Raw genomic sequence first — 11,238 nt, 5'->3', positions numbered from 1 at the left:
CCTGGTGATCCTGTTACTCCAGTCGGGCCTGTTATTCCTGGTGATCCTGTTACTCCAGTCGGGCCTGTTATTCCCGGTGGCCCCGTTACTCCGGTCGGGCCTGTTATTCCCGGTGATCCCGTTGGACCCGTCGGACCGGTCATTCCCGTTAAACCCGTTGGGCCCGTTGGAATATAAATTGGCGGAATAACCGGAAAGGTAGGTCCAATATTTTCTGGTCTTATTATACCTTTATTCAACGATAATTTATCATTTCGGTTCAATTTAATACCTCATTCCACATGTTTTTACTACTTAACAAAATAATACATCTATCATTTTAGAAGAATTCCATCACTACTTTTTTCATTCTCAAATGATTTTTACATATAATAAACTTTTTACCGTTGCTATAACTAGTAGTACTCATATAATAAAATGATAGTTCCATTTCAAAATACTAAATCGGTTACGTTCTAATTTAAAAATGAGGTGATTTATATTCAAGATAAGAATGAAGAAATAAAAAAAGAACTATTATCATTGGCTCTTGAAATTATTCTTCATACAGACTTACAGGTCCTACTGGGCCCACGGGCGTTACTAGACCTGCGGGTATTACTGGGCAAACTCTATGTTCGCTAATAATACGTTAGGTGGTCCGATTTCAGTCATATTAGGTGGAACTAATATTCCACTTTCTAATAACCAAAGTCTCGGTAATCTTACAGTGAACGCTTCAAATGATATATTTACAATTCCTGTTACTGGGAGATATTATTTAACCTATCAAGTTAATACAACAACTGCACTACTTGCTGGTACAAGGCTACTATTAAACTCTTCAACTCCAATTCCTGGATCTATTTTTTCACCCGCAATATCAACTTCAAATTATAATAATAATTTAATCACCAATTTTATTGCCGGTAATACAATTTTACTTCAACTATTCGGCGTATTATCCGTAGTTAATTTAGTTGGAGGTGGTTCAACTGGTGCCTCTTTAACAATTATACGAATTGATTAAAAAATGATTCGTTCTTTTTTATAATAATCATTCTTAAACGATCAAATGGAACCGATTACAAAAGCTACCATTCTCTCAATAACTACACGATAGTGATTAAGCAACAAAAAACATTTTGCACTATATTAATAGTAGAAAATATCTATACTAAATTTTCCGTATATACATTATCAATTTACACTTCTTCCTGCCGATGTTACATTGACTAAGAAGACAGTTTCTTAAATGCGAACCATCTCAATACGTTTTTGAGAAACATACTCCAATCCTATACGCGAGAGCAATACTATGTTGACACTCAAACGAGTGTCTTTTTTTATGAATTTCAAAAAATAAAACCATCTTTTATAGATGGTTTATCAAAACACACTTCTTTATATTCTTGATGCCATAACAAGTTTATGCAGCTGGATAATAAATGGTCATACTTAACCGAGTTAGTGTACTTCCGGAATTATAATAAAAGTGTGGTCTATCCGCCTTAAAGCGAATTGCATCTCCGCTATTTAATGTATATTTACAATCATTTATTTCAATTGTCAATTCCCCTTCAAACACCGTTATAAATTCTTCGGTCCCTTCTTTATGGCCTTCCGAACTTAATTTTCCTTCTGTTTCAATTTCAACCGTATAGATTTCAAAATTCCTATCATCTTGAAAAGGAAAAGATGGATACACCTTATATCTCCCATTGTCTTCTAATAATGCTTGAACATCACTTCGTAAAACGACTTTCGTATCCGGTTGGGGATTATTAATTAAAGAAGTAAAAGAAACTTTCAACCCATTAGCTATTTTCCATATCGTTGTTAATGTTGGACTTGACTCTCCACGTTCGATTTGTCCAATCATTGTTTTACTCACACCTGTTAATTGAGCAACTTTTTCTAAACTTAATTTTTCTTTCTCTCGTATTGTTTTTAAATTTTTTGCCAGAATAAGTTGAATTTCTTCCATAAGAAACACTCCTATAATATATACAATGTAACGACCTTTATGTATAATAAAAAGCACACGTTATATTGTTCTTTTCGGTCATTATAACATACACTAAATAATTAGGGGGGTTTAAAATGCCTATATTTTCTTTTTTGTTATTTGTTTTTATAAGTAGCTTCACACCCGGACCTAACAATTTCTTAGCTATGACATACGCCAATCAACATGGTTTAAAAAGGAGTATGCAATTTTGCTTTGGAGTAGCTTTCGGTTTTTTCATCCTCACTTCATTATGTAGCTTCTTTAATATTGTACTAATTAATATCCTACCTATAATCGAATTCCCTTTAAAAATTTTAGGTGTAGCATACATGCTATATTTAGCCTTTAAAATACTCACTAGTAAAACTAGTACAGATCCAAATGAAAAACATAATAAAAACTTATTTACAGTCGGGATTTTTCTTCAATTTGTTAATCCTAAAGGGATACTATTCGGGCTGACTGTAGTGTCAACTTTTATTCTCCCTTACTATAATTCATATTCAAGTTTTCTACTTTTCTCATTATTTCTAGGTGTAGTCGGGTTAATGAGTACATTCAGTTGGAGCTTATTTGGTTCTATGTTCCAAAAACTTTTATTAAAACATACTACATCATTTAACATTATTATGGCCGTTTTATTAATTTTTAGCGCTATTTCAATTGTAATTAATTAAATTCAAATTCTCATTTTTTTCTTTTTAAATATATGTTTTGTAAATATACTTGAAATTTCCGGTGAACCTCTGACTTACATGTATTACTTATTATGTATTAAAACAGAAATCTTCTATATCTAATCATATTTATACGAGTTAAAATTATAAAAAGAAGATTACTCATAATAGGTAATCCTCTTTTTTATATCCTATCGTTTTTAAAATTTTCTGTTCCACTAAACTAAAATCTTTACTTAACTTCATACCACCAACCTTTACGATCAAGGTAATCCGTCATGCCTTTAAGTTGCAGTATTTACGAATTTAAACTATTCATTTCAAAATCTTTTTATTATAATACAGAAAAACGCGTTATAATATAAGTTACTGGTCTCAAGGAGGGGTTTAATGACTGATAAATATAAATTTTTGATACTCATTGTTACATCATTTTTTCTTTCTTTTCTTTAATAAAAGATTTCCGTAACACTTCAAAAAGTTTCTTTTGGGGGAGCTTTGCAATCCTAACAAGCTTTATATTATTATTAACTCACACTTTAGAATTAACTCCAATACTTCTCTATTCAGCACAGATGGCTCTTGAGATTATTACAATTCCACGTAAATTAATTCTTCCATCTGGCACTGAAGCTGCTATTTTTCGTTAAAAATTCGTGTATCTTAAAAAATCCAACTCTATATTTATAATTAAATTTCAAACTCACTAGTATAAAAATCTCATACATCACTGTTTTTTCATTGAGTTCGTTTGTTTTGTGTAAAAGACAAAACACCCAAATGGTTGCTTTTTACGGAATCATCTTTTTCTTCTGCTTCTTTTCACTTCCTTTATTTCTCCTTGCTTAACTAATTTTTCAAGATATAAGCGTACTAGCTTATAAACACACTCCCTTCGCTAATTTTCCTGCTCTTCTTGTTTTTTCATCCGCACGCACAATGCTTTGTAGTTTTTCAGCTCTTTCAACACAAGTCTTAGCATCTCCTTTTCATCGATGTCTTTAAAAAATAACAATTGATACATACGATACGGTCCCCTCCGTTCAATCTAATCTGTTAAATTTTTACTTCATTTCCTTTTACATTCTTCAAGAAAATCAATAACTTCTTGAGTCTGCACTCTCGTAGAAAATAATTCCATCACATCGTCTTCTGTGTTATAAACATGAATCGTTCTTTCCTTGAACTCCATCCCTAACATCCCATCATCACCTAAAAGCTTTACGTTACCCTCCATTCTTGTAACCTCACTCTCTTTTCAAAGGATTATTTTGTTTAATTTTATACAACATTTAATAAACAAATAAGAATTATACTTTTTTACTAGTGTACAAGCCGTATCTTTTGAAGGAAGCACAACATAGAATACAATACAGGACAAGACTTTTAAAAAATTGTCTGAGTTTATTCTCAAAAAGAGGTGAACATAAATGCCTATCATTAAGCCCTTTATAGCTGGAAGACGATTTGTAAGTACAGCAGCAACAGGGACTGTCGCTGGAGCAGATTTAACTTTTGCTAACACAGACTTCACTGATGACACTGGCGCTGTAACAACATTCCCTGCTTCTTATGCTTTTTTAACGCTTTATATTAATGGCGTTATTCAAACAGGTGATACTATTACTGGTGTGACTACTACAGCTGCTACTATTGTAGGAGGAGCTGTCCTAGATGGAGGAACTCCTATCGCAATCGAATTTACAATAACGTAAATTTAGTTATCTTTTTAGAGGTTTCATTAAAAGAAACCTCTAATTTTAAAAACTGAAATTAATTTTAGTAACAACTACATAATGCAGTGCGTATACTAATATAGAATGATTGGTATTTATACTCACTCTCGAAAAGAGCACTTATATCGTGCTCTTTTTATGTTTTATACGAATAGAATTCTAAATATTTTCCGATACTATAGAAGAATTTAAAAGGTAGTTTTAAATTCTTCCCACTCTTGCTCTCTTGGTCGAGAGGCGGGCAGTTAACTTTTGTTAGCTGCTCTTATATTGAATAAATTTCTAAAACATGTTAACAATATAGGTACACCAAGGTTGAATACGAATGACCATTGGGTTCTTCTTATTCACAGAGCAGTTAGTTTTTGCTAGCTGCTCTTTATTTGTACAAGGTACTCAATTAACTGGGCGCACATACAATATCCTGAGTTCCTTTCTTTATAAATTAAAATAATCATTACAAAATGAATCTCGTCACGAAAGCACTTTATTAAGTGCTCTTTTTGTGTTCCCAATTAATACAAAATGAAATTTTTATTATACTTCCTTGAGATCCGTATATTTATTGATATGACCACAATCATTATTCCAAATATGAACAGTATGCCATTCTCACAAAAATTATACAATGAAGGATCCTTCATTTTCTCTCCGCATGTAGGGTATTCCCATTCAACAGTCACTGTTTTAGTCCCGTGTAACCATCCTTGCTCATCTCTATTTGGTACCGTTATAGTTTTTACATTCATATCCTTATTCCCTTTTCATCTCTTCGTTATCGTTTTCTTCTAACCACCAAGTACCTTTAAAATCTCCGTCCACTATCATGCAATCGCAATAACCACCAGGTGTTTCACTATCGCAATTCTCGCATTTCATTCCTCATCATCATCCAATCCAGTAACAGTTAAATAATTCCTAGCCTTCTTCCTTTTCGCTAACTTCCTCTGATAAGCTGGCGTTTCGTTTCAGGAAGTACGCCCATATGTTGAGCGCATTCCTTTATATTTCCAATACAAACGAATGATTCACCTTTATAAACGACGTACTCCTTTAAGTTCATTTCTCAGTCTCCTTTTCTAATAAAATAGCGTTTTTGTTGAAATCCACCTTTTTTTAACTATGGCTTTACTAATACTTTTGTACTAAAATCCAATAGGATATTTATTTTAAAATTATTTTTGGAGGTTTTATGAATAATCAAAACAACAATGAAACAAACAACAGCAATAGACTATTGGCAATTTTTCTAATAATATCGCTACTATTAATACCTATCTTGCTCCCTGCAGCTATAATTATAGGAATGAAACAATGGGATGCCTGATGACGTTGAATACCCAAGTATAGTGTCACTATTGACCTTATGTATTGGATTTGTCATAGTTGGGATCATCTTTTCTTTCGTATTACGCGTATTTAAATTATCTATTTTACTTCTCTTTTCTTGTTCATATGCCAAGTCCTTTATTCATAAACTAAAAGTACTTGACATAACTGAATGGAGGCTAGCAATGTCTTTTGCAAATATTATTAAATATGGACGCGTCCCCCTTTTTAATTCTAACTTCCCTTTGATTTTATTTTGGAGTCAAAAAAGTGGCTGTACCTCTCTTGCACATTGGTTTTTTTATCAAATAAATTTATTTAAAGAAGCCATAAAATACGATTCTTTCATCCATAATTATGAAAATGAAATATACAAAAACTCCTCGGGCTACTTTATTGAACTAGCTGCGGCTTTATATACAAACGGAAAAGATACCTATAAATTAGTGAGGAACCCCTATACAAGAGCTGTAAGTTCATTTTTCTCACTAATTGCCCCCCCTTACATAGAAAACCCAGCATGGAATCCTATTCGGAATTTTTATTATGGTAATGAATTTTGTAATAAACCTATTTCATTTAAAATCTTTCTCTACTACTTAAAAGAGCAAATGATAGATTTAGAACAAGTAGATCCACATTTAATGCAGCAATATGAACCAGGTGAGGAAGAGTTTGTTACAAAGTATATCTACCTTGAAAATTTCTCTACTGAAATTGAGCGCTTAGAACAAACATATCAATTAAAAACTTCTCCTTTCCACATACTAACCAAATCATGGCATCATCAGAAAGACAGGGCGATTTTTAGAGGTAATTTTGCAGATGCTGATATTACCGATCCTTTATTCCCACGCCTCCCAACATACGATAGTTTTTATGACTATGAAACTATCCAATTAGTACAGGATATTTTTAATAAAGATTTTAGCACGTACAATTACCCATTAACTCCTTTAAAAAATATGTGATTTTCTAATTGTAGTTTCATATATTATAGAGAAACTTAGATTCACCTATTTAAGTTTCCTCATAAGGTGAAACTTTAATCAGTGGGGGTTTTGTTCATCCCCCACCTAACTTCTTTGCTTCTGCTGAATTTTGAGGTGGGGTCTCACTGCCCGGCAAATAGCGGAATAAAAAAGCACGCTCTAAAACTAGAACATGCTTGCCTCATCCTGTACTTTCAATTTAATAATAACTGTCGTCCCATTCCCTTTTTCACTTTCAATTCGCCACTGTCCATCATGTATATGAACAATTTGTCTTACAATAGCAAGACCTAAACCTGTCCCACCATGTTGGCGACTTCTCGCTTTATCAACGCGATAAAAACGTTCGCCAAGATTTTCTAAATGCTCTGTATCAATACCGATTCCCGTATCTTTTATGTTCAATTCACAATAATCATCTATCTGCCTAAGCGTTATCATAATATCCCCGTTTGGATTTGTATACCGTATCGCATTATCTAACACGTTATGAAGCACTTGTTGCATACGATCCTCATCTATCATTACAATGATTTCTGGGTTTAAATTTGTTGAAATACGAATTTTCTTTTCTATAAACTTAAGCTCATACGTATCTAGCACATCTTCAATGAGCTGTGAAAAAACGATAGGTTGTTTCTTTAACGGAAAATGTTCCCCTTCTAATTGTGCTAAATCTAATAAATCATGTACGAGACGCTGCATACGATCTGCTTCTTTATGGATGAGCTGTGTTACTTTTTCTTGCTGTGGTCCCTTCGCTACACCATCTAAAATAGCCTCGCTATATCCTTTTATATAACTAAGCGGTGTTCTTAGTTCGTGCGAAACGTTAGCTAGAAATTCCTTACGCTTTACGTCTTCTGTCTCTAAAGAATTTGCCATTTTATTAAATGCTTTTCCTAATCGTCCAATTTCATCTTCAGAAGAAATTGTAATTCGTTCTGAGAAATCTCCCGTAGCCAAATGATTCGCAACTCGTTCCATTTGCGAAAGCGGTCTCGTAATGGCAATAATAATTTTTCTGCCAATCCATATTGTCAGTAAAGTTATAGCAAGTGCTAACGGTGCCAAAATAAGGCCCATATCATATATTAAGTCTTTTATACTTTTTAAAGGAATATAAGAATATACAATGCCTACTAATTTTTTATTTTCTAAAACAGGGATGACAACCCCCATAATATTACGTTCAAAATGTTCCTCATATCCTATCTTTGTCACAGTTTTCCCATCTAATAATGCTTGCCTGTCCCCTTCACTTATAAGAGAATGATGATGCACATCAAAAGGTAAGCATGCGCTTAAATCACGTGGGTTGGATACAAAAAGAACGTCTGAACTAGATATTTGATCAAATGCTCTTACTTTCTCTTCAAAATTTGATATGCCTTCACGCTTATCATATTGCGCAGCAAGCCCCTTCCCCTCCGTTACTAATGAATCTTTTAAATTATCAACGTATAGTTTTTCGTACGAGTATAAAGATACAAAATAGAGAAAAGAAACTGTTACAAATACTGCACATACTACTGTCAGCCAAAGCTTCTGTACCATCGTAAACATACGTTACACCTCAAATTTATAGCCTACACCCCAAACAGTTTGAATGTAGTTTCCACTTTCTCCAAGTTTCAAACGCATTGTTTTCACGTGCGTATCTACCGTTCTTGTACTTCCGGCATAATCATATCCCCATACCTTTTCCAGCAATTGTTCTCGGCTAAATACTTGTCCCGTATGTTGACAAAGAAAATAGAGTAAATCAAACTCTTTTACTGTAAGAGAGATCGGTTCACCATCTGCCTCAATCTTCCTACTTTTTTCATTAATAAGGATCGGTCCAAATTGAACTTCCTCTTGTTGTTCTTGCTTTGTATAACGTCTTAACACAGCTTCCATACGAGCAATTAATTCTCCAGGACTAAATGGCTTTACAATATAATCATCTGCTCCCATACGTAAGCCGTTCACTCTATTCCACTCTTCACCTTTTGCTGTTAAAAATATAATTGGTACATCTGACGTTTTTCTAATTTCTTTACAAACTGAAAGTCCATCCATCTCTGGCATCATAATATCTAGTACAACAAAATCATAATGATTCTTCTCCAATTTTTGTAACGCTTCTTTTCCATTTTCAGCTTCTCCCCACTCGTACCCAAAATTATCTAAGTACATTCCAACAAGCTGTCTCATATCACTTTCATCATCTACAACTAGCACCCTATATTTACTCATTGTCCTTCCCTTCTCTCTCTATGAGTTGAAACGGCCCTTTTCCGACTTTAATTGTTTGTTTTATTTTCAAATTCTTCATATCTATGACGCACACTTCATCACTATCATAGCTTGCTACGTAGCCTTCTGCTCCGCTCTTCAAAAATGCAAATGGGTTCGATCCTACTTCTACAGAAGCAACCTCTTTATACGTGCTAACATCAAACTTTCTAAGCATATTCGAGCCGTGACTTAATGCATATACATACTTATTATCATTCGTTATATTCACAGGCATAAACGGGGCGTGTAAAGAACGTACCATTTCCCCGCTCTGCAAAGAATACACTAATACTTTCTCATTCACTTGATTTCCATCACCATGCCCGCCAATCCATATTTCTTTCCCATTCGGACTAATTGTCGCTCCAGTTGACGCTGGGGGAATCATAAAAGATTGGACCACTTCTTTTTTCTTTGTATCAATTGTCGTTAGCTTCGTATCATAAAAGTTTAATACAGATAACTGGTTATCGTGCTCTACCATCGTTATTGGTCCTTTTCCGGTTGACACACTCCCCGTCTCTTTTCCTTTTATCGTAAAAAACCTTACCTTTTGAGCATTTTGATCGGCAGCAAATAATTGTTTTTTATCTTCTGATACGACAACATTTACAATGCCTTTTCCCGTTTTATATTTTTCCACTTGCCTTCCTTCTGCTAGTGAATATACATACATGTACTCTAGCTGCTTACCATATACAAGTATGTTCTCACCGTTTGGAAGTAGTGCAATTCCTGCCATTGGTTCATTAAGTTCCCATGTCGTAATTAACTTTTTAGTTTGTTTATCTACAAAACTAAGACTACCTTCTTTTATATTCGTTGTTATAATAACACTTTTATCTTTAGCAATCGGTGTATATGAACTTCCTTGACACCCTACTAATAGAAATAAAAAACAGAGAAGAAAAACATACTTTCTCAAAAGATTCCCTCCATCTTCGGATGATTTCGTTATAATTGTAAAATAACAAATAAATGTGTGGAAAGTGTGAAATTTCCCTTTCTTACATCATTTACATATATAATGTACAACAAATAGAATTTGAGGTGTGCAAATTATGCTTTTTCCTGATTTAGCGAATAAAATTGTACGAGAAGTACGCAGACTAATTAAAGAAAATATCATTATTATTAATATACAAGGCGTTATTATCGCAAGTACAGATGTAGAAAGAATCGGTCAATTTCATGAAGGTGCACTCCGCTGTGCGAAACAAAAGAAAACTGTCATTATTACAAAAAAGGATGAACGATGCTTACAGGGCGTAAAGACGGGTATGAACCTCCCCTTACTATTCCATGACGAAGTAATTGGTGTCATTGGAATTACAGGTGAACCTGAAAATATTTCACAATACGGAGAAATATTACGTAAAATGACCGAACTACTCATTCACGAAAACTACTTTTTAGAACAACTAGAACTTGAACATCGTTCTTATGAAGCATTTGTCTTTGATTGGCTTCAAAATACAGACTGGTCTCCAAGCTTTCTTGATCGCGCAAAAACACTTGGTATTGATTTATATAAGAAGAAACAACTTATTTTGTTCTCAATCGATCAAAATGACACGATGCTTCAGCGTAAAGTTTGGCAACACGTACGCAATCTATTAACAAAGGAGCATCTATTTGTTCGCTGGGGAAATGATCGATTTATTTTATTTACAGCCACGAACTCCAAAGAGCAAACGTATCAATTTTTAAAACGATTAAAACAAGACTGTGAAACTTTATTTTCTATTCCTTTATATATCGGGATTGGACAAACCGTTACGCCAAACAATATGAACTTATCGTACGAACAAGCGTTACAAGCTCTTTCTGTATCACTTGAAACGAAAAAAATTGTATTTAATGAAGATTTACGTTTAGAAATGTGCTTACAAGATATTTCTGCTGAAACGCGGGAACAGTTTCTAAGACGCACGATCGAAAACTTACTAGCATCGCCTGAACTTATGCACACTTTACGTTTATTTATTGATTATAACCAATCTTATAAACAAACAGCTGAGCAATTACATATACACATTAACACATTACATTACAGGCTTAAAAAAATTGAGGAGCATACAGGACTTGATCCGAAACAATTCAAAGACTTAAGTATTTTATACTTCTCGCTCCTCTTATTAGATAATCACACAAAAAAGAATGATAAAACAGATTAATCTTTAGATGATTATACATAGAAAGAATCCCCCAACTTTTTTATCATTATAATG

General features: G+C 33.6%; 13 protein-coding genes and 4 pseudogenes. 7 read left to right on the top strand and 10 right to left on the bottom strand.

Features of this window, described 5'->3' with window-relative positions:
* A partial coding sequence (locus COL05_RS22195; protein WP_142337618.1) for an exosporium leader peptide-containing protein occupies window positions 1–263 on the bottom strand: 263 nt, incomplete at its 3' end.
* 208 nt (window positions 264–471) lie between these two features.
* Between COL05_RS22195 and COL05_RS22190 the strand changes: the two are divergent.
* Window positions 472–1,009 (top strand): annotated as a pseudogene (locus tag COL05_RS22190) (BclA C-terminal domain-containing protein).
* A gap of 399 nt (window positions 1,010–1,408) precedes the next feature.
* Here COL05_RS22190 and COL05_RS22185 read toward each other — a convergent pair.
* On the bottom strand, window positions 1,409–2,023 hold the full coding sequence (locus COL05_RS22185) for a helix-turn-helix domain-containing protein (protein ID WP_142337617.1): 615 nt from the start codon (window positions 2,021–2,023) through the stop codon (window positions 1,409–1,411).
* A gap of 59 nt (window positions 2,024–2,082) precedes the next feature.
* Between COL05_RS22185 and COL05_RS22180 the strand changes: the two genes are divergently transcribed.
* Window positions 2,083–2,667, top strand: a complete 585-nt coding sequence (locus COL05_RS22180) for a LysE family transporter (protein WP_098670164.1) — start codon at window positions 2,083–2,085, stop codon at window positions 2,665–2,667.
* 232 nt (window positions 2,668–2,899) lie between these two features.
* Here the strand turns inward: COL05_RS22180 and COL05_RS32360 are convergent, their stop codons facing one another.
* On the bottom strand, window positions 2,900–2,962 hold the full coding sequence (locus COL05_RS32360; protein ID WP_373605326.1) for an N-acetylmuramoyl-L-alanine amidase C-terminal domain-containing protein: 63 nt from the start codon (window positions 2,960–2,962) through the stop codon (window positions 2,900–2,902).
* A 95-nt stretch (window positions 2,963–3,057) separates the two neighbouring features.
* Between COL05_RS32360 and COL05_RS22175 the strand changes: the two are divergent.
* Window positions 3,058–3,317 (top strand): annotated as a pseudogene (locus tag COL05_RS22175) (hypothetical protein).
* A gap of 248 nt (window positions 3,318–3,565) precedes the next feature.
* On the opposite strand, the gene COL05_RS32005 reads toward COL05_RS22175, so the two are convergent.
* Window positions 3,566–3,691, bottom strand: a complete 126-nt coding sequence (locus tag COL05_RS32005) for a hypothetical protein (RefSeq protein ID WP_257152587.1) — start codon at window positions 3,689–3,691, stop codon at window positions 3,566–3,568.
* 45 nt (window positions 3,692–3,736) lie between these two features.
* Window positions 3,737–3,904: a hypothetical protein gene (locus COL05_RS31490; RefSeq protein ID WP_180233475.1), complete on the bottom strand. Its 168-nt coding sequence runs from the start codon at window positions 3,902–3,904 to the stop codon at window positions 3,737–3,739.
* Window positions 3,905–4,097: 193 nt separating this feature from the next.
* Here COL05_RS31490 and COL05_RS22165 point away from each other — a divergent pair, with 193 nt between their 5' ends.
* Entirely contained in the window at window positions 4,098–4,382 is a 285-nt protein-coding gene (locus COL05_RS22165) for a DUF4183 domain-containing protein (protein ID WP_098670162.1), read from the top strand.
* A gap of 774 nt (window positions 4,383–5,156) precedes the next feature.
* Here COL05_RS22165 and COL05_RS32000 read toward each other — a convergent pair.
* Window positions 5,157–5,282, bottom strand: a complete 126-nt coding sequence (locus tag COL05_RS32000) for a hypothetical protein (protein WP_257152586.1) — start codon at window positions 5,280–5,282, stop codon at window positions 5,157–5,159.
* A pseudogene (locus COL05_RS22150) lies at window positions 5,279–5,466 on the bottom strand (hypothetical protein). Before COL05_RS22150 ends, COL05_RS32000 begins: the two are co-directional and overlap by 4 nt.
* A gap of 129 nt (window positions 5,467–5,595) precedes the next feature.
* On the opposite strand from COL05_RS22150, the pseudogene COL05_RS31995 reads away from it, so the two are divergent.
* A pseudogene (locus tag COL05_RS31995) lies at window positions 5,596–5,833 on the top strand (epimerase); the annotation flags it as partial.
* Between the two features lie 84 nt (window positions 5,834–5,917).
* The gene (locus COL05_RS22140; protein ID WP_098670168.1) at window positions 5,918–6,703 is read left to right on the top strand and encodes a sulfotransferase family 2 domain-containing protein; all 786 of its coding nucleotides are present in this window, start codon (window positions 5,918–5,920) and stop codon (window positions 6,701–6,703) included.
* A 186-nt stretch (window positions 6,704–6,889) separates the two neighbouring features.
* Here the strand turns inward: COL05_RS22140 and COL05_RS22135 are convergent, their stop codons facing one another.
* The 3 genes from COL05_RS22135 to COL05_RS22125 are packed head-to-tail and all read right to left on the bottom strand — an operon-like array spanning window position 6,890 to window position 9,932.
* Complete coding sequence (locus COL05_RS22135; RefSeq protein ID WP_098670161.1) at window positions 6,890–8,290, bottom strand: sensor histidine kinase; 1,401 nt, start codon at window positions 8,288–8,290, stop codon at window positions 6,890–6,892.
* 3 nt (window positions 8,291–8,293) lie between these two features.
* Entirely contained in the window at window positions 8,294–8,965 is a 672-nt protein-coding gene (locus COL05_RS22130) for a response regulator transcription factor (protein ID WP_098670160.1), read from the bottom strand.
* Window positions 8,958–9,932: a YVTN family beta-propeller repeat-containing protein gene (locus COL05_RS22125; protein ID WP_098670159.1), complete on the bottom strand. Its 975-nt coding sequence runs from the start codon at window positions 9,930–9,932 to the stop codon at window positions 8,958–8,960. The genes COL05_RS22130 and COL05_RS22125 overlap by 8 nt, the downstream gene beginning before the upstream one ends.
* 136 nt (window positions 9,933–10,068) lie before the next feature.
* On the opposite strand from COL05_RS22125, the gene COL05_RS22120 reads away from it, so the two are divergent.
* Window positions 10,069–11,184, top strand: a complete 1,116-nt coding sequence (locus COL05_RS22120) for a CdaR family transcriptional regulator (RefSeq protein ID WP_098670158.1) — start codon at window positions 10,069–10,071, stop codon at window positions 11,182–11,184.
* The last annotated feature ends 54 nt before the right edge of the window (window positions 11,185–11,238 follow it).

The sequence above is a fragment of the Bacillus sp. AFS059628 genome (assembly GCF_002571225.1).
In the GTDB taxonomy this organism is placed as follows: domain Bacteria; phylum Bacillota; class Bacilli; order Bacillales; family Bacillaceae_G; genus Bacillus_A.
The sequence above is the reverse complement of the archived record's forward strand: the minus strand, read 5'-3'. Positions and strand labels throughout refer to the sequence as shown.

Coding starts and splice junctions, on each gene's coding strand:
- COL05_RS22140 (WP_098670168.1), top strand. CDS start 5,918: ATGTCTTTTGCAAATATTATTAAATATGGACGCGTCCCCCTTTTTAAT.
- COL05_RS31490 (WP_180233475.1), bottom strand. CDS start 3,904: ATGGAGGGTAACGTAAAGCTTTTAGGTGATGATGGGATGTTAGGGATG.
- COL05_RS32000 (WP_257152586.1), bottom strand. CDS start 5,282: ATGAAATGCGAGAATTGCGATAGTGAAACACCTGGTGGTTATTGCGAT.
- COL05_RS22120 (WP_098670158.1), top strand. CDS start 10,069: ATGCTTTTTCCTGATTTAGCGAATAAAATTGTACGAGAAGTACGCAGA.
- COL05_RS22130 (WP_098670160.1), bottom strand. CDS start 8,965: ATGAGTAAATATAGGGTGCTAGTTGTAGATGATGAAAGTGATATGAGA.
- COL05_RS22165 (WP_098670162.1), top strand. CDS start 4,098: ATGCCTATCATTAAGCCCTTTATAGCTGGAAGACGATTTGTAAGTACA.
- COL05_RS22135 (WP_098670161.1), bottom strand. CDS start 8,290: ATGTTTACGATGGTACAGAAGCTTTGGCTGACAGTAGTATGTGCAGTA.
- COL05_RS22180 (WP_098670164.1), top strand. CDS start 2,083: ATGCCTATATTTTCTTTTTTGTTATTTGTTTTTATAAGTAGCTTCACA.
- COL05_RS32005 (WP_257152587.1), bottom strand. CDS start 3,691: ATGTATCAATTGTTATTTTTTAAAGACATCGATGAAAAGGAGATGCTA.